At 72.1% G+C, this 17,136-nt stretch carries 14 protein-coding genes; 7 read left to right on the plus strand and 7 right to left on the minus strand.

Features of this window, described 5'->3' with window-relative positions; translation table 11 throughout:
- Positions 1-36: 36 nt before the first annotated feature.
- Complete coding sequence (locus tag ABH920_RS36600; protein ID WP_370353857.1) at positions 37-852, plus strand: Rv3235 family protein; 816 nt, start codon at positions 37-39, stop codon at positions 850-852.
- 386 nt (positions 853-1,238) lie between these two features.
- Here ABH920_RS36600 and ABH920_RS36605 read toward each other — a convergent pair whose 3' ends face one another.
- Positions 1,239-3,056 carry a bifunctional lysylphosphatidylglycerol flippase/synthetase MprF gene (locus ABH920_RS36605; RefSeq protein WP_370353858.1) on the minus strand — a complete coding sequence of 606 codons (1,818 nt, stop codon included), beginning with the start codon at positions 3,054-3,056 and terminating at the stop codon, positions 1,239-1,241.
- A gap of 167 nt (positions 3,057-3,223) precedes the next feature.
- On the opposite strand from ABH920_RS36605, the gene ABH920_RS36610 reads away from it, so the two are divergent.
- The 4 genes from ABH920_RS36610 to pruA all read left to right on the plus strand — a co-directional run bounded on the left by ABH920_RS36610 (position 3,224) and on the right by pruA (position 7,316).
- The gene (locus ABH920_RS36610) at positions 3,224-4,219 is read left to right on the plus strand and encodes a patatin-like phospholipase family protein (protein ID WP_370353859.1); all 996 of its coding nucleotides are present in this window, start codon (positions 3,224-3,226) and stop codon (positions 4,217-4,219) included.
- A gap of 65 nt (positions 4,220-4,284) precedes the next feature.
- A complete protein-coding gene (locus ABH920_RS36615; protein WP_370353860.1) occupies positions 4,285-4,779 on the plus strand; it encodes a hypothetical protein in 495 nt (164 codons plus the stop codon).
- A 117-nt stretch (positions 4,780-4,896) separates the two neighbouring features.
- Entirely contained in the window at positions 4,897-5,589 is a 693-nt protein-coding gene (locus ABH920_RS36620; protein WP_370353861.1) for an HAD family hydrolase, read from the plus strand.
- Between the two features lie 62 nt (positions 5,590-5,651).
- Positions 5,652-7,316 carry an L-glutamate gamma-semialdehyde dehydrogenase gene (gene pruA / locus ABH920_RS36625; protein WP_370353862.1) on the plus strand — a complete coding sequence of 555 codons (1,665 nt, stop codon included), beginning with the start codon at positions 5,652-5,654 and terminating at the stop codon, positions 7,314-7,316.
- An 18-nt stretch (positions 7,317-7,334) separates the two neighbouring features.
- On the opposite strand, the gene ABH920_RS36630 is transcribed toward pruA, so the two are convergent.
- The 3 genes from ABH920_RS36630 to ABH920_RS36640 all read right to left on the minus strand — a co-directional run bounded on the left by ABH920_RS36630 (position 7,335) and on the right by ABH920_RS36640 (position 9,190).
- On the minus strand, positions 7,335-8,249 hold the full coding sequence (locus ABH920_RS36630; RefSeq protein ID WP_370353863.1) for an IS982 family transposase: 915 nt from the start codon (positions 8,247-8,249) through the stop codon (positions 7,335-7,337).
- Between the two features lie 84 nt (positions 8,250-8,333).
- Positions 8,334-8,705, minus strand: a complete 372-nt coding sequence (locus tag ABH920_RS36635; protein ID WP_370353864.1) for a putative quinol monooxygenase — start codon at positions 8,703-8,705, stop codon at positions 8,334-8,336.
- Positions 8,702-9,190, minus strand: coding sequence for a MarR family winged helix-turn-helix transcriptional regulator (locus ABH920_RS36640; RefSeq protein ID WP_370353865.1), 489 nt, complete (start codon positions 9,188-9,190; stop codon positions 8,702-8,704). The genes ABH920_RS36635 and ABH920_RS36640 overlap by 4 nt, the downstream gene beginning before the upstream one ends.
- 59 nt (positions 9,191-9,249) lie before the next feature.
- Between ABH920_RS36640 and ABH920_RS36645 the strand changes: the two genes are divergently transcribed.
- Positions 9,250-10,707 carry an MFS transporter gene (locus tag ABH920_RS36645; protein WP_370353866.1) on the plus strand — a complete coding sequence of 486 codons (1,458 nt, stop codon included), beginning with the start codon at positions 9,250-9,252 and terminating at the stop codon, positions 10,705-10,707.
- A gap of 156 nt (positions 10,708-10,863) precedes the next feature.
- On the plus strand, positions 10,864-13,338 hold the full coding sequence (locus ABH920_RS36650; protein ID WP_370353867.1) for an ATP-binding domain-containing protein: 2,475 nt from the start codon (positions 10,864-10,866) through the stop codon (positions 13,336-13,338).
- Here the strand turns inward: ABH920_RS36650 and ABH920_RS36655 are convergent.
- The 3 genes from ABH920_RS36655 to ABH920_RS36665 all read right to left on the minus strand — a co-directional run bounded on the left by ABH920_RS36655 (position 13,328) and on the right by ABH920_RS36665 (position 17,134).
- Positions 13,328-14,269 (minus strand): zinc-binding dehydrogenase, encoded by a 942-nt coding sequence (locus ABH920_RS36655; RefSeq protein WP_370353869.1) that lies wholly within the window; start codon positions 14,267-14,269, stop codon positions 13,328-13,330. The two genes, ABH920_RS36650 and ABH920_RS36655, sit on opposite strands and share 11 nt — an antisense overlap.
- 79 nt (positions 14,270-14,348) lie before the next feature.
- A complete protein-coding gene (locus tag ABH920_RS36660) occupies positions 14,349-15,527 on the minus strand; it encodes a ribonuclease inhibitor (RefSeq protein ID WP_370353870.1) in 1,179 nt (392 codons plus the stop codon).
- Positions 15,521-17,134: an SDR family NAD(P)-dependent oxidoreductase gene (locus ABH920_RS36665; RefSeq protein ID WP_370353871.1), complete on the minus strand. Its 1,614-nt coding sequence runs from the start codon at positions 17,132-17,134 to the stop codon at positions 15,521-15,523. Before ABH920_RS36665 ends, ABH920_RS36660 begins: the two co-directional genes overlap by 7 nt.
- Positions 17,135-17,136: the final 2 nt, after the last annotated feature.

Here is a 17,136-nt window from a genome sequence, read left to right on the forward strand (position 1 = left end):
CGGGTACAGGGTCGGGCAAAGGGGAGGCGGTCTGACGTGACGCCGGTGCGGGTCGGGGTCGGAGCACGGTGGCGGCGTGATAACAGGCCAGACTTCTCGGGCATCGCGGTGTGGGTGGACGCGGTGGCCGAGGTCGAGATCGACGCTGGGGCTTTCGGGTTCGAGGGCGGCGACGGCGGCGAGGGCCGGGGTGGCGGCGAGGGCCGGGGCGATGCCGGGAACGGCCGGAACCAAGATTTCGCCGAGGGCTCCGTCCGTCGCGAGGCGGCCTCGCAGGAACCAGAGGACTGCGACCCCGTGCCGTGGGCGGTGGACGCCTGGTCGGCGGACTACGGCAAGGTCTGGCGGCCACTCGCCGGGAGTGGACGCGAGCCGCGTCCAGGACTCTTGCTGTCGGTGGTGCGGGCGGGCGTGGTGGTGGCCTGTCCGACGCCGCTGCCGGACCCGCCGACCGGAGCGTTGGCGCGTGCGCTGGCCCGAGTCGAGCGTCCCGAGCGGCGTCCAGAGGTGCTGGCAGTGGATGCCGAGCCACCGCCGCCGCCTCGCCGCATGCCGTCGCAGAAGGCGTACACCGAAATCAGAGCCCTGGTGGGCATGCTGGTCGAAGTCCTGGTCGGCCGCCGCACCGCCACCCACGCGGCCCACTGGACCGACGCCGAAGTCCGCGGCAAGCTCCGCACCCCGCGCTACGCCCGCACCACCACGCTCAGGTCAGTCCGACTCTCCGAAAGCGGCGCCGGCGTCGAAGCACTCGCGCTGCTCCGCGACGGCGGACGCACGCGCGCCGTGGCGCTGCGCTTCGATCGCGATGAAGAGTCCCGCTGGCGGTGCACCGCGCTTCAAACTGGCTGACGCTCAGCCAGCCCGCACTTCTGCTTGCTCATCGCGCACGGCCTCCCGCGGCCTTGTCGCCGACTGCCGCCGACTGCCGCCGGCTTGTCCGGGCTCGGTGCCTGCGTCTCAGCTTCGCGCGAGCCGGCCCGCTGCGGCTCGTTTTCGCGGGGCGCTTGCCGCAACCTTGCCGCCGGCCGCTGCGGCCGCCTGCCGTCGGCGGCTCGGTGCCTGCGTCTCAGCTTCGCGCGAGCCGGCCTGCCGCGGCTCGCTTTCGCCGGGCGCTCGCCGCAGCCTTGCCGCCGGCTGCTAGGCCGCCCGCATCTCAGCCTCGTGCGAGCCGGTCCGCCGCGGCTCGGTCCGTCGCGCGCGCCGGTCGCCGCAGCAGTTCCGCCGCCAAGCCTGCCCTATCCGACATGCCGCCGCACCGGCCCCCCGACAGCATCCTCATCCCGGATCCCGCCATCCTCCAGCGCGCCGTCCCCGCTCTCCGTCGCCGGCGTCCCGTGCCCCTGCGCCAGCTTCTCCGCCGACGCCACCCGGCGCCGGTCCAGCGGCAGCGAGAACTCCATCGCCAGCGCCGCGGCGGCCAGCCAGCCGACCTCGCCCCAGGACCGGAACGCCACCGAGCGCGGCTGCCAGCCGGGGCGGAACTTGGCGTTGAAGCGGTACAGGCTCTCCAGCATGATCCACGGGTCCAGCAGGTGGATCGCGTGGTAGGCCGCGCTTTGCAGCGGCGTGCGGCGGCTGCCGGCGTCCATGATCGGGCGGAAGGCCGCGAAGTTCAGGGAGATCTCGTCGATGCCGCGCTCGCGGGCCCAGTCCACCAGGTCCACGATCAGCCGCTCGTTCACGCCGTTCGGGCTCTGCGGGTCGCGCGGCATCACGTCCAGCGACAGCGCCGTGGGCCCGGCGGCCCGGTCGGCGCCGACCGGGTGGTAGCGCTGGAAGCCGACCGCGCGGCCGTCGGGGCCGTACGCCACGATCAGCAGCGCGTCGGGGTGCCGGGCCGAGGTGATGGCGTCCAGGTTCATCGCGAACCCGTGCTCGGCGTGCCCCTTCAGCCAGCGCCGGTGGATGCCGAGCAGCTGGTCGGCCTCCTCGCCGTCCAGCGCGGTCTCGCGCAGCACCCGCGTGGTGATCCCGGCCTTGTGCGTCCGGCGCACCGCCTGCCGCACGTTGCGGATCGACCGCCCCTCCAGCGAGAACCTGGCCACGTCCAGCATGACCTCGTCCCCGATCCCGATGGCGCGCCGCACGCCGTGCGCCTGCCACAGCGGCAGCAGCTCCTCGCGTCCGCCGACCACCGCGGGCCGCCATCCCCGGCGCCGGCACAGCGCCAGGAACGCGACGACCGCCGCCTCGCGCGCGTCCGCCGCGCCGAACGGGTCGCCGCCCACGACCGCGGTGCCCAGGAACACCCGGTACCCGATCGCGGCCCGGCCGTCCGGGGAGAACACGTAGGACTTGTCATGACGCAGCGCGAACGGCGCCAGCGTGTCCGAGTCCGGATGCTGCACCAGCCGCCGCACCCGGTCGCGCTCGGCGTCCGTCCCCGGCAGCGGCGCCCGGGCCGGCGCCAGCAGGCACGTCAGCACCAGCAGCAGCGTCACCCCGCCGAGCAGCGACAGCCCGTGCAGGAACCACGACCGCCCCTCGATCGTCATCGGCCCGGAGTTCGCCGTCAGCCCGTCGAACAGCTCGCGCCCCAGCCCGACCGGGGTGAGCGAGGAGCTCAGCCGGTCCCGCTGCAGGAAGATCCCGCCGCCGCCGACCACGACCGCGACGATGCCGAGCCCGAGAAGCACGTGAAGCGCTGTACGTAGACGCGTCGTGTCGGGCACTGCGGTGAACCTGTGCCGTGCTCCCCATAGAGCCCACGCGAAGGCCGCCATCGGCAGCAGCCGCCACGGCTGGTCCCAGGTGATCAGCGACATCACCGTCGACCACGCCACTGCGGCAGAAATCAGATAAAGCGCCATGAGACGCCGTACATAGAGACCGCGTCCCAGGAGCAGAAGCGCCAGGCCTATGTGCACCGCATGGCCGCCGGAGGGTACCGCGCCGACGATCACGATGACGGTTCTGGTGAGCCAGGACGGTGGGCTGGAAGCGGCCGCGTACGCGAACAGCGTCGCCGCCGCCGCGAGGACGAGTGCGGCGAAGGGCCACACCGTCAGCCGATCCTCAGGGACCGACGTCTCACTTCCATCCCGGTCAGCCATGGGCACTACCTCCCGTGACACACGAACAGCCCCCGCGTGTCACGTTATTCCCGTTAGTAACCCCCGTGTATGCGACTTTCGTCGCTCTTGTTGGCGGGTCCCGCGCCGCCTGCACCGTTACAGTCGAGAGATCGGATCACCGGCTCACCGGCGACGGGAGAGAAGCGATGGCCTCCACGGCAGTGCGGCGCGGCCTGGTCCTGGGCGGCGGGGGCATGCTCGGCGCGGCCTGGATGGTCGGGTCGCTGACGGTGCTCAGCGAGGCGATCGACTGGGATCCGCGGGCGGCCGAGATGATCGTCGGGACGTCCGCCGGCGCGGTCATGGCCGCGCTGATCGGCGCCGGCGCCAGCCCCGAGGACCTGCACGAGCACCAGCTCACCGGCCGGATCGAGCAGGGCCCGCTGACCGGCGTGGAGTTCGACTACGCCACCGCGGCCGGCGGCGCGCATCCGGAGCGTCCCAAGCTGCGCCTGGGCTCCGGGCCGCTGCTGGCGCGGACCGCGCGCCACCCCCGCTCCGTGCCCCCGACCGCGGTCATGGCCGCCGCCATGCCGCCCGGCCGGGGCTCCCTCGGCGGCGTCGGAGAGCTCGTCGAGGCCCTGCCCCGGACCGCCGACGGCTGGTCGCCGCACAAGGCGCTGCGCGTCGTGGCGCTGGACTTCACCACCGGCGAGCGTGTGACCTTCGGGAGCCCGCGGGCCCCGCACACCACGCTGGCCGAGGCCGTGACCGCCTCCTGCGCGATCCCCGGCTGGTTCGCCCCGATCATCATCGACGGGCGCCGCTACGTGGACGGCGGCATGTGGTCCGCGACCAACGTGGACGTGGCCGCCAAGCAGAGCTTCCAGGAGATCGGCGAGGCACCGCTCGACGAGCTCTACGTCCTGGCACCGATGGCGGTGCGCGGCTTCAACGGCCCGCCGCACAGCGTCATGGAGCGTGTGGCGCGCCGCTATAGAAGGGCTGTGACACGGCGGATGCTGGTGGAGGCACAGAAGGTGCGCGCGGACGGCACCAAGGTGATCGTCTTCTGCCCGACCGCGGACGACTTCGAGGCCATCGGCCTGAACGTGATGGACGGCGACCGCCGCCCGCAGGTTCTGGAGACCGCGATGCGCACCACCCGCGAGCAGATCGATGCCCAGCGCACCCTCCCGTAGAACTTCGCTATAGCGCTCCACGGCGCGGCGCACTCCACCGCACGGCAGAAGGGGATAATGGCGCAATGCGCGTCTACCTTCCCGCGACCCTGTCAGTGCTCGCCGAGCTCCACAAGACGGGCCGTATCACCCCCGCGCCGCTGACGGCGTACGCGGTCACCCCCGCGCTGCGCGAGTGGTACACCGAAGGGGACAGCGAGGAGTTGGAGTACGCCGCCCTGACCGACGCCGCGCGCGCCTCCCTACGCCTGCTGGCCGAGGCCCCCGAGTCACCCCGCCGCCGCGTGGTGGTGGCGGCCGAGGTGCCCGACACCCACGCCCAGCCGGTCCTGGACGGCGCCGAACCCGGCCTGGTCCGCGTCAACACCGAGATCCCCCTGTCCTGGGTGGCCTCCCTGCACGTCGACGACCCCGGCGTCATCGACGAGGTGGCGCTCGCCGTGGTGCTGCTCGGCGCCGCCGAGGCCGGCGACGAGGACGCGTCGTTCACCGTGGACGGGATCGACGACCACGAGCTGCTTTGGTACGCGACGCAGGAGCTGCCGGACCTGCTGGGGTAGGCGGGGTCAGGTGGCGGGCGCGCGGCCGAGATCACCAACCCGCACAGTCCCACTGGTTAACAAAAGCGTCACCCGCAAGCACCAAAATCCCTTGCCGCCCGCCGATAGCCTGTCCAGGTGATCGTGCCGAAGAATCGTGAACCGCTGCACCTCGTCTGGGACTGGAACGGCACCGTCCTGAACGACTTCGAGATCATCCTGCGCTCCACGAACGACTCGTTCAGCGACCACGGGCTGCCGGCGATAACGGCCGACCAGTACCGCACGCAGATCAAGATGCCGATCCGCTCCTTCTACGCCGACATCCTTGGCCATGAGCCTGAGGACGAGGAGTGGGAGGCGCTGGACGCCACCTTCCACAAGTACTACGTGGCCTACGAGCGGGAGGCTCGGCTCTCCGACGGGCTGCCCGACCTGTTCCGGGAGTGGTCCGGGCGCGGGCATTCGCAGTCGCTGCTGTCGATGTACCACGACGACAAGCTCGTGCCCGTGGTCCGGCACCACGGCATCGACCGGTACTTCGACCTGGTGCAGGGCACCACGCCGCCGCGGCCGGCGCGCAAGGGGGAGCACCTGCGGGACCATCTGGCGCGCCTGGGTGTGGACCCGGCGCGGGTGGTGCTCATCGGCGACTCGCCTGACGACGCCGCCGCTGCCGCCAGTGTCGGGGCGCATGTGATCCTCTACTCCGGCGGGTTCGCCGCCGCGCGGTCGTTGCAGGCCGCCGGGGCGCCGATAGCGGACAGCCTGACCGCCGCGGTGGCGCTGATCGACGAGGTCGTGGCCGAGGCGGCGGCCGGCGAGGGCTGAGCCGGTACGTCGATCGGCGCAGTGGTGTGGCGCGCCGTTCCCGGTCGCGGTGGGATGCGGACATGGCTGCGCACGCGAATGAGCACGACCCCGTCACCGGCGCCACGAAGGTCCCCGTCCCGTACAACGAGCCGGTGCTGACCTACGCGCCGGGGACGCCCGAGCGTGCCGCCCTCACCGCGGAGCTGGCCGACCTGGCGGGCCGGCACCACGACCTGACCGCGACCATCGGCGGCGTCCGGCGCCCCGGTGGCGGCGACCCGGTCGACGTGGTCCAGCCGCACCACCACGAGGCTGTCCTCGGCACGCTCCGCAACGCCACCCAGGACGACGCCCGCGCCGCCGTCGCCGCGGCCCGCGAAGCCGCCCCGGCCTGGCGCGCGCTCTCCTTCGACGACCGTGCCGCGATCCTCCTCAAGGCCGCGGACCTGCTCTCCGGCCCCTGGCGCGCGAGGCTCAACGCCGCCACCATGCTCGGCCAGTCCAAGACCGCGGTCCAGGCCGAGGTCGACAGTGCCTGCGAGCTCATCGACTTCTGGCGCTTCAACGCCGAGTTCGCCCGGCAGATCCTCGCCGAGCAGCCGCCGGAGAACGCCCACGGCGTGTGGAACCGCAGCGACCACCGCCCCCTGGACGGTTTCGTCTACGCGATCACGCCCTTCAACTTCACCGCCATCGCCGGCAACCTGCCGACCGCCCCGGCGCTGATGGGCAACACCGTCATCTGGAAGCCGTCGCCGACGCAGCAGCTCGCCGCGCACTTCACCATGCGCCTGCTGGAGGCCGCGGGCCTGCCGCCCGGCGTGATCAACATGCTGCCGGGGGACGGCCTGGCGGTCTCCGAGGTGGTGCTCGCCGATCCGCACCTGGCGGGCATCCACTTCACCGGCTCGACCGCCACCTTCCAGCACCTGTGGCGGGTCGTCGGCGAGAACATCGCGGCCTACCGCGCCTACCCGCGCATCGTCGGCGAGACCGGCGGCAAGGACTTCGTCCTGGCGCATCCCAGCGCCGACAAGGCGGTGCTGAAGACGGCGCTGACCCGCGGCGCGTTCGAGTACCAGGGCCAGAAGTGCTCGGCCGCCTCCCGCGCCTACATCCCGCGCTCGCTGTGGCACGGCGCGGGGCTCCGCGAGGAGTTCTCCGCCGAGGTCGACGCCCTGAGCATGGGCGACCCGACCGACCTGGCGCACTTCATGGGCGCGGTCATCGACGCCCGGGCCTTCGCCAAGCACCGCCGGGTCCTGGACATCGCGCACGCCGACGACACCATCCGCATCGCCGCCGGCGGCACCGCGGACGACTCCGTCGGCTACTTCGTGCGCCCGACCGTGATGGTGTGCACGAACCCTGAGCACGAGATCTTCTCGACCGAGTACTTCGGCCCGCTGCTGTCGGTGTACGTCTACGACGACAGCGACTACGACCGCGTCCTGCACGGCGTCGAAGGCGTCACCGACTACGCCCTCACCGGCTCGATCATCGCGCAGGACCGCGCGGCCGTCGCCGAGGCGATGAGCGTGCTGCGCTTCGCCGCCGGCAACTTCTACATCAACGACAAGCCGACCGGCGCCGTGGTCGGCCAGCAGCCCTTCGGCGGGTCGAAGTCCTCGGGAACGAACGACAAGGCAGGCTCGGCGCAGAACCTGATGCGCTGGACGTCCACGCGCTCGATCAAGGAGACGTTCGGCCCGCCGACCGACCACCGCTACCCGCACATGGACTAGATGGTTGAGTCCAAGGGCTCAGTGGTCGTAGGCGGTCAGTGAGCGGTGGATCGGGGCGCCGGCGTGGTCGTTGTGCCAGATCGCGGCGGTGAGTGCGAGGATCCGCTGCAGGATGCGGGCTATGACGCCGGGTATGGTGCGTCCGCCGTGGCGTTCCAGGTCAAGCTGCCCCTTGAATGTCTGGTTGATCGATTCGATGACCTGGCGCAGCGGTTTGAACAGGGCTGCGCCAGGTCGCGGCTGTTCGCCCTTGCGCGCTTGGCGCAGCAGCACTGCTCCGGCATCGGCCAACTGGGCCTCGAAGGCCCGTCCGAAGTAGTTCTTGTCGCCAATGACCGTCTGACCGGGCCGATCGGCCAGCAACACGGGTTCGGCTGCCAGAATGTCCAGCAGAGTCTGTTGCTCGTTGGCTTTGGCGCCGGTCAGCGCGAATGCGATCGGCAGTCCGCCAAGGGTGCACACCAGGTGCAGCCGCAGGCCCCAGAAGAAGCGGCTGTGGCTGGCGCAGTAGCCGTACTCGGCCCATCCGGCCAGCTCGGAGCGCTTGGCGGTCTCCCGTGACCGGCCGCATTCCACCGGGGTGGAGTCAACGACCCACACGTCGTCGGTCCACCTTGTGGTGTCGATCGCCAGCGCCCGGACGCAGCTGCGGATCAGGCCGGCGGCCCGGCGCAGACGCTTGTTGTAGCCGGACTGGCCGGGCAGGTACGGGAACAGATGACGCAGGTGGGAGCCTGCATACCGTAGCCACCGGGCCTCGGAGACGAACCCGAGCAGCGCCTGCATCACCGCCAAGGTGACCAGTTCGGCATCCGACAGCCGGGGCGTGATCCCCACCAGCGGCCGCCACGGCGCCAATTGCGGCGAACCCTTCAGCAGGTCATCGGTCTTCACGTACAGTGCGGTAGCGAGGGAGTCCAAGTCAGTCTTCACACACCGACCATGGACTCCCTCGCCTCATGTCCGCAGGTATCCCTTGGACTCAATCATCTAGGCGCGGAACAGGCAAAGGCGGCTCTAGAGCGGCTCCTCGAACAGGTTGACCCCCGCGGCATCCCGAGCCCACTCGCGGAGCTCCGTTCCGACCGCGCCATGCACGTTGATCCAGTACTCGTCCGCGTACTCGAAGACGCGGGCCAGCAGGTCCTGGTTGGCCGCCTGGTGGGTGTCCACCGCCTCAGCGTCCGCATACTCCTCGATCGCCGCGTAGTCGCCGGGAGCGCCGCGGAAGAACCGGTACGTCAACGTCCCCGGCTCCTTCTCAGAACGCGCGACCAGCTCGGCGGCCACGCGCTCGAAGTCGGCGCGCCACTCCTCGGGCACTTTGAAGCGCGCGTTCGACACGATCGTCGTGTCCTTGCTCAGGGATGTCGAGTCCGGTGCCGTCATGCTCCCCACTCCTTCGAAGCCTCCTTGGCCATGGTCACCATCGAGTCCAGGAACCCGGCGATCGCTTCCAGCTTCTCGTCGTCGTAGCGGTCCAGCAGCCCGACCGCCATCGTGTTCATCCCGGTGAACAGCCGCACGATCTCCCCGACCCGCTCGCGCACCGGCTCGATGAGCACCACGCGCCGGTCCTCGGGACTGCGCTCGCGGGTCACCCAGCTGGACTTCTCCAGCTTGTCCAGGATCCCGGTCATGGTCGCCGGGTGGATCCCCAGCCGCTGGCCGAGCGCCTTGGCGCTCATCGCGCCGTCGCGCATCAGGACGTCCAGCGCCTTCAGCTCGACGTCCCGCAGCCCCACCTGTTCCCCGGCCCGCAGGTTGAGCACCGTCATCACCACGCCCATCTCGCGGATGGTGTCCGTGATCTGGTTCATGGTCCGGCGGCGTTCGCGGGAGCCCGCAGCCCCGGTAGATGGTACGGAACTCATATGATACCTTCTTCGTAACGTACGAAACTCAAAATAAAGCGTACCGGAGGGGGTCTCCCGTGTCTGCATCCTTCCTATCAACCGGCAGAGGCAAGCTCATTCTGCTGTTGTTGTGCGGTGTCGCGTTCCTGGATCTGGTCGACGCCTCGATCGTGAACGTGGCCCTGCCCTCGATCCGCGAGGACCTGCACTTCAGCACCCAGAACCTGCAGTGGGTGACCAGCGGCTACCTGCTCACCTACGGCGGCTTCATGCTGCTCGGCGGCCGCGCCGCGGACCTGTTCGGACGGCGCCGGGTGCTGCTCGCCGGGACCACGGTGTTCGGCGTCGCCTCGCTGGCCGGCGGCTTCGCGAACAGCGCCGGGCTGCTGGTCGGCGCGCGGCTGACGCAGGGCGTCGGGGCGGCCCTGATGATGCCCGCCGCCCTGTCGCTGCTCACCACCACGTTCAAGGAGGGTCAGGACCGCACCAAGGCCTTCGGGGTGTGGGGCGCGGTCGCCGGGCTCGCCTCCGCGGTCGGCGTGCTGGCCGGCGGGCTGCTCACCGACGGGCCGGGGTGGCGCTGGGTGATGTTCGTGAACCCGCCGCTGTCCGTCGTGATCATGGTGGGTGCGCTGCGCATGTTCGAGCCCGAAGACAAGCGGGTCTCCTTCAAGGGCCTGGACCTCGTCGGCGCGTTCCTGGTCACCGCGGGCATGCTGCTGCTGGTGTTCGGCCTGGTGAAGGCGCCCGACCAGGGTTGGGGGTCGAGTCGGACGATTCTGGAGCTGGCCGGGGCGGGAGTGCTGCTGGTGGTGTTCATCATCAACGAGCGCTTCAGCCGCAATCCGCTGCTGCCGCTGTCGGTCTTCCGGATCCGGGGCCTGGTCGCCGCCGACGTGACGCAGTTGGTCGGGGTCGCGGGCTTCATCTCGCTGTTCTTCTTCCTGACGCTCTACATGCAGAACGTCGAGGGCTACTCGCCGATCCGCGCCGGCCTGGCCTACGTGCCGATCACCGTGGCGGTCGGGATCGGGGCCGGGGCGGCGCCGAAGCTGATCGCCAAGGTCGGCACCCGGCCGGTGGTGGTGACCGGCGCCGCGATCGCGTCGGTCGGCATCTACCTGCTGGCCCAGCTGAAGGTGCACGGCTCTTATGTCAGCGGCCTGCTGCCGGGCATGGTGATCATGGCGGTCGGGCTCGGGCTGCTGTTCGTCGGCGTCTCGACGGCGGCCAACGCCGGCGTCCCGCACCACCAGGCGGGCCTGGCCGCGGCGCTGTTGAACGCCTCGCAGCAGGTCGGCGGTGCGCTGGGGCTGGCGATCTTCGCGGCGATCTCCACGGCGCGGCTGAACCACGAGCTGAAGGCCGGCGTCTCACCCGCGGCGGCGATGACCTCCGGCCTGTCCTGGGCGCTGACGGCCTGCGCGGTCGCGGTGGCGTGCGCGGCGGTCATCGCGCTGCGGACCCGCAACGTGCACAGCGAGGCGGAGGCCGAGGCGCTGGCCGAGGTGGAGGAGTTGGTCACGGCCGGCTGAACAATCCGCCGGCCGAAGCTGCCGGAACCGGCGAAGCCCGGAAACAAAACAGGCCCGAAGGCTCTGACGATGGCATCTGCTATCGTAGAGTTTTCGGGCACAATCACATAACCAGAAAACTGGTACGTGCTTGATTCTGAGGCAGCGGGAGGCGTTTTGTCAAGGGGCACGGAAGAAATCCTCCACGAACAGCGCTATCTGGATCTCCTGTACACCCGCCTCGACGCCCTGCGCGCGCACGTCGCGGGCCAGCTCGCGGGGGTGCTTCAGGCTTCCGGCGGCACCCAGCAGGCCCGGACCGAGCGCGACGGCATGGCATCGGTCGGCGCGGGCCGGCTGTCGCAGCTGGACGCCGCCGAGGAAGGGCTCTGCTTCGGCCGGCTGGACCTGGACGACGGTGAGCGCCGCTACGTCGGCCGGATCGGCATCCTGGACGACGACGGCGACTTCGAGCCCTTGCTCCTGGACTGGCGGGCCCCTGCGGCGCGGCCGTTCTACGTGGCGACCTCCGCGGCGCCGCAGGGCGTACGGCGGCGGCGCAGCATCCGGACCCGGTTCCGGACCGTCGTCGGGGTCGACGACGACGTCCTGGATCTGGACGTGGCGGCCGACGGCGACGCCTCCGGCCTGGTCGGCGAGGGCGCGCTGCTGGCCGCCCTGACCGCCGGCCGCACCGGGCGGATGCGCGACGTGGTGGAGACCATCCAGGCCGAGCAGGACCACGCGATCCGCTCGGAGCTGCGCGGGGTCCTGGTGGTGCAGGGCGGCCCGGGGACCGGCAAGACCGCGGTGGCGCTGCACCGCGCGGCCTACCTGCTCTACACCTACCGCGAGCGGCTGGCCAAGCGCGGCGTGCTGATCGTCGGGCCGAACCCGACCTTCCTGCGCTACGTCTCGCACGTGCTGCCGGCGCTGGGGGAGACCAGCGCGGTGCTGGCCACGGTCGGGGAGATGTTCCCGGGCGTGCGGGCCTCGCGCGCCGACTCGGCGGAGGTCGCCGAGATCAAGGGCCGGGCGGCGATGGCGGAGCTGATCGCCGGTGCGGTGCGGGCCCGGCAGCGGGTGCCCGAGGACGTGCTGGAGGTCGTGTACGAGGGCGTGAAGTACCGCCTGGACCGCGAGACCTGCATCGCCGCGCGCGAGCTGGGGCGCAAGGCGAGCCGGCTGCCCAACCTGGGCCGCAAGGCCTTCGCCGAGTACGTCGTCGACGCCCTCGCCGGGCAGGTCGTGGACCGGCTGAACGACGATCCGCACCGCCAGGAGACGCTGGCGATGGTGAACCTGATCGCCGAGGAGCTCGGCGAGGACCCGGCGGAGATGGCCGACGGGGTGTTCCTCGGTCGGGCGGACCGCGAGCAGATCGCGGCGTCGCTGGTAGAGGAGCCGAGCGTGCAGGAGGCGCTGGACTGGCTGTGGCCGCAGCTCACGCCGCAGCGGATGCTGGCCGAGCTGTTCGCCACGCCGGAGCTGCTGCGGGAGGCGGTGGAGGAGGTCGGCGGAGTTTTCGCAGGCTCCGGTGAAGGCGCCGGCGCTCCGCTGTTGACGGACGCCGAGATCGACCTGCTGGTCCGCACCCCCGGCGGCTGGTCGGCGGCCGACATCCCGCTGCTGGACGAGGCCGCGGAGCTGCTGGGCGACTCCGACACCGCCGAGGCGGCGGCGCGGGCCGAGGCGGAGCGCCGGGCCCGGATCGCCTACGCGCAGGGCGCGCTGGAGGTGGCCGAGGGTTCCCGGTCGATCGACCTGGAAGACCCGCGCGAGGAGATCGTCACCGCCGTGGACCTGGTGTCGGCCGAGATGCTGGCCGAGCGGTTCGAGGAGCGCGACGAGCGCAGCGTGGCCGACCGCGCGATGGCCGACCGGACCTGGACCTTCGGGCACGTCATCGTCGACGAGGCGCAGGAGCTCTCGCCGATGGCCTGGCGGCTGCTGATGCGGCGCTGCCCGGCCCGGTCGATGACGCTGGTCGGGGACGTGGCGCAGACCGGCGACCCGGCCGGCGCGGCGTCCTGGGGCCAGGTGCTGGCCCCGCACGTCGGCGACCGGTGGCGGCTGGCGGAGCTGACGGTGAACTACCGGACCCCCTCGGAGATCATGGCGGTCGCCGCCGAAGTCCTCCAGCGCATCGACCCCGAGCTCAAGCCGCCGCGCTCGGTGCGCTCCAGCGGCGAGGAGCCGTGGCGGGTGTCGGTGTCGGCGTCCTCGCTCGCTGAGAAGGTCGCCGAGCTGGCGGCGCGCGAGGACTCGGCGCTGGCCGCCGGGGCCGACGGTGTTGGTGCCGACGGCGGTGGTGCCGACGGCGGTGGTGCCGACGGCGGCGGCGGGATCGGCACCGACGGCGGCGGCGCCGGGGACACCGGCCGGATGGCGGTGCTGGTGCCGAACGAGCGGCTCGCCGAGGTCGCCGGGGCGGTGTCGGCGCTGCTGCCCGAGGCGGGCTACGGCTCCGACCCGGACCTGGAGCGGCGCACCGTCGTGCTGCCGGTGCGCCAGGCGAAGGGGCTGGAGTTCGACACGGTGCTGGTCGTCGACCCGGCTGCGATCGCCGCCGCCCCGCACGGCGAGAACGATCTCTACGTCGCGCTCACCCGAGCGACGCGGCGGCTCGGGATCGTCGAGGTCACACCGTGAAGACGATCTTCCCGAACGCCTCGCCCTGCTCCATGCGCTCGAAGCCGGCCCGGGCCTCGGCCAGCGGCAGGACCGAGTCGATGACCGGCCGCACGTCGGTCACCTCGCACATCTTCGCCAGCGCCTTGAGCTCGTCCAGCGAGCCCATGGTGGAGCCGATGACGCGCAGCTGGAGGAAGAAGATGCGGGTCAGCTCGGCCGGCGGCATGGCGCCGGAGGTCGCGCCGGAGATGACGATCGTGCCCTCCGGGCGCAGCGACTTCACCGAATGCGACCAGGTCGCGGCGCCGACCGTCTCCAGCACGGCGTCCACGCGCTCCGGCAGCCGGGCCCCGGACTCGAACGCGGCGTGCGCCCCGAGCTCCACGGCCCGCGCGCGCTTCTCCTCGCTGCGCGACGTCGCCCACACCCGGAATCCGGCGGCCCGCGCCAGCACGATCGCCGCGGTCGCCACCCCGCCGCCGGCGCCCTGGATCAGGACCGTGTCACCGGGCTTGAGGCCGGAGTTGCGGAAGAGCATGCGGTAGGCGGTGAGCCAGGCGGTGGGCAGGCACGCGGCCTGCTCCCAGGACAGCGCGGCGGGCTTGGGCACCAGGTTGGCCTTCGGGACCAGGACCCGCTGCGCGAAGGTGCCGTCGTAGACCTCGGTGAGGATGGACGGCTTGCCGTCCCGCGGGTCGACCACGGAGTGGATGATCACCTCGTTGCCGTCCTCGTCGATCCCGGCGCCGTCGCACCCCAGGACCATCGGCAGCTTGTCCTCGCTGATGCCGACGCCGCGCAGGGTCCACAGGTCGTGGTGGTTCAGGGACGCGGCCTTGACCGTCACGGCGGTCCAGCCCGCGCGGGGCGCGGGCTCGTCGCGTTCCCCGAGCTCGAGGCCGGAGAGGGGGTCCTTGGAGTCGATGCGCACGGCGCTCACTGCGAACATGGGGCCGAGCTTAGACGGCGCGCAGTGCGGTGTCGTTGCCACTGTGCGCGCCGTCACGGCCTCGGGTCAGGTCGGCGCTTCAGGCCGGCGGCGCGGTCCGGTAGACGCTGCGGATGGCGCGGACGTCGGGCGCGACGTCGAACACTGATGCCGGGATGTCGGCGGCCAGCGCGGCGAGCTCCTTCTTCACGCGCTTGGCGATGCCGGTGCCGAGCATGAAGCGGGTCGGTGTGGCGGCGCGCTGGGCGCCGTCGAGGAGGCGGAGGGCGCCGGGGCTGCCCAGGTCGGTGTAGCGGAGGTTGAGGAAGGCGAGGCTGTGGGGCGCAGCGGCGAGGGCGGTGGCGATGGCCGTGGCGCCGGACTCGTCGAGGTGGTTGTCGGCGGCGGACAGGACGGCGGCGGCCTTCACGCGGCCGGCGTCGATCAGCTCGACGCCAGCCGTGGCGGCCGCCGCGACCAGGTCCGCGAGGGCTTCCGAGCCGATGCCGTTACTGGCCACGCTGAGGCGCCGCAGGGCTCCGGGCGGTGCGGTGCGCAGCGCTGCGGCGAGGAGTCGGGCGCCGGGGTCGCCGAGTCGCGCGGCTGAGACGTAGAGCTCTGCGACCGCGCCCGCGGACAGCATCCGGGCGAGTTCCTGGGCTTCTTCGGCGCCGAGCTTGTTGCCGCTGAGGTAGAGGCGTTCGATGGCGTGGGTGCCGTTGGCGGCGCCGCTGCCGGCGTCGATTATGGCGTCGACGAGAGTGGCGACCTCCGGCGCGGCCAGGCCGGTCTGCGTGAGATCGATCGTGCGCAGGACGGTGCCGGCGCGGACGGTCTCGGCGACGGCGCGCACGCCGTCCGCGCCGACCGGGTTCCGCTTCAGCCACAGCGCCTTCACCACGCCGGGGGCGGCGATCAGCTGGCCCGCGATCTCGCAGACGCCGCCGCCCCCGATGTTGTTGCAGCCCAGGTAGAGCGTTTCGACGCGGGCGGCGACGGCTTTCGGAGCCACCGCGGCCACGCCTCCGTCGCCGAGCCCGTCGGTGCCGAGCAGCAGGTGCCTCACCGGGCCGCCGCCCTCGGGCAGGGCGTCGGCCACGGCGGCGGCGCCGAGCGGGCCGAGGTCCTGCTTGCACATGTCGAGGCGGCCGTCGGGAAGCGCGGTCCCGGCGGGGAACGCGGTGCGGGCCCGGACCGGCTCGCCGCGCCGCAGCCAGGCCAGGACCGGCGCCAGCTCCTCGGCGGGGCGTGCTGGGCGTGCGGGGGAGTCGTTCACCATGCCACCGCCCGATAGTCCTTCAGGAACACGCCGAACAACGGCTCGCCGTTCTCGCCGCTGACGATCGGATGGTAGATCCGGGCCGCGCCGTCGACGATGTCCAGCGGCGTGCGGAAGCCGGACTCGGCGTGCCGGGTCTTGCTCGGCATCGGCTTCTCGTCGGTGATCCAGCCGGTGTCCACGCTGCTGAGGTAGACGCCGCGGCGGGCCAGCGCCTCGGCACTGGTGCGCGTCAGCATGTTGAGGGCGGCCTTCGCCATGTTGGTGTGCGGATGGCCCGCGGTCTTGTTGCGCACCTCGAAGCGTCCCTCGACGGCCGTCACGTTCACGATGTAGCGGCGCGGGAACGGCGAGCCGGTCATCAGCGGCAGCAGCCGGTCGGCCAGGAGCGCCGGGGCGACGGCGTTGACGAGGTGGACCTCGAGGAGCTCGACGGCGTCGAGCCCGCCGAGCTCCGCGGACCAGGAGTTGCTCGGCGAGGGGTCGGGGAGCAGGCCGTTCTCGTCGACCGCCGGCTCGGGACTGTGCGGGACCGCGTCAGCACTCGCACCCCGATACCCCGCGATCGGCGCCAGCTCCCGAAGCCCGCCGCCCAGCTCGGCCGCGGCCCGCCGATCGGCCGCGATCAGCGGCGCGTAGGAGGACTCGGGGCGCCGCACGGTCTGCGCCGCGTTGTTGATCAGGACGTCCAGCGGTTCCCCGGCGGCCAGCAACCCGTCGCAGAGCTCGACGACCTGCCGCGGATCCCGCAGATCGAGCCCGGTGACGGTCAGCCGGTCGAGCCACTTCGTGCTGTCCTCGACCGCCCGGAAGCGCCGCACGGCGTCATGCGGAAACCGCGTGACCACCCGCACCGCGGCCCCGTCGCGCAGCAGCATGAGCGCCACCTGGAACCCGATCTTCACCCGCCCGCCGGTGACCAGCGCCCGCCGGCCGTCCAGCGGCGTCCGGGCCGAGCGCCACGCCAGGTTCTTGGCCGCGCAGGCCGGGCAGAGCTGGTGGTAGAAGGCTGAGACTTCGGTGAAGTGCTGCTTGCAGACGTAGCAGCGGCGGGGGCGCAGCAGGGTGCCGACGGAATCGGACGCCGGGCCCGCCATGCTCGGCGCGACCAGGGATATCGCCGCCTGCCGGTCCGTGTGCTCGATCACTTGCGCGCTCGCCGCCGCCTGGTTCGCCGCCGCCGAGCCGCTCGCCCGCGTTTCCGTGCGCAGAGTTGCACGCCCGATAGCCGGCGCACCTTCCGCCGCCGCCGAGCCGCTCGCCCGAGTGCCCGCCTGCTGCGCTGTGTGCACGATTCCTGGCGCACCTTCCGCCGCCGACTCGCCCGACCGCGTGCCCGCCGCCGCCAGCTCTCCCGCCGCAGCCGGCACTCGTGCCCCCGGCACCGCCAGCGCCGCATCCTCGCGTCGCCCGGCGGCCCCGGTCGCCGAAGCCGCCAGTACCGCCCGGTCCGCGGCCTCGCGCCGGAGCCGCTGCTCCTTCTGCCGGCGCCGGCGGCCGTCGCGCACGAACGACTCCGCGACGCGCTCCACGCGCAGCCTTACCGGGTCGTCGACCGGCAGGGCGCTCAGCGCCGACAGTGCGCGGCTCAGTTCCTCCGGATCCATGC

This window comes from Catenulispora sp. EB89, assembly GCF_041261445.1.
In the GTDB taxonomy this organism is placed as follows: Bacteria; Actinomycetota; Actinomycetes; order Streptomycetales; family Catenulisporaceae; genus Catenulispora.

Coding starts and splice junctions, on each gene's coding strand:
- ABH920_RS36640 (WP_370353865.1), bottom strand. CDS start 9,190: ATGAGTTCCGTACCATCTACCGGGGCTGCGGGCTCCCGCGAACGCCGC.
- ABH920_RS36665 (WP_370353871.1), bottom strand. CDS start 17,134: ATGGATCCGGAGGAACTGAGCCGCGCACTGTCGGCGCTGAGCGCCCTG.
- ABH920_RS36635 (WP_370353864.1), bottom strand. CDS start 8,705: ATGACGGCACCGGACTCGACATCCCTGAGCAAGGACACGACGATCGTG.
- ABH920_RS36605 (WP_370353858.1), bottom strand. CDS start 3,056: ATGGCTGACCGGGATGGAAGTGAGACGTCGGTCCCTGAGGATCGGCTG.
- ABH920_RS36660 (WP_370353870.1), bottom strand. CDS start 15,527: ATGGTGAACGACTCCCCCGCACGCCCAGCACGCCCCGCCGAGGAGCTG.
- ABH920_RS36655 (WP_370353869.1), bottom strand. CDS start 14,269: ATGTTCGCAGTGAGCGCCGTGCGCATCGACTCCAAGGACCCCCTCTCC.
- ABH920_RS36610 (WP_370353859.1), top strand. CDS start 3,224: ATGGCCTCCACGGCAGTGCGGCGCGGCCTGGTCCTGGGCGGCGGGGGC.
- pruA (WP_370353862.1), top strand. CDS start 5,652: ATGGCTGCGCACGCGAATGAGCACGACCCCGTCACCGGCGCCACGAAG.
- ABH920_RS36615 (WP_370353860.1), top strand. CDS start 4,285: ATGCGCGTCTACCTTCCCGCGACCCTGTCAGTGCTCGCCGAGCTCCAC.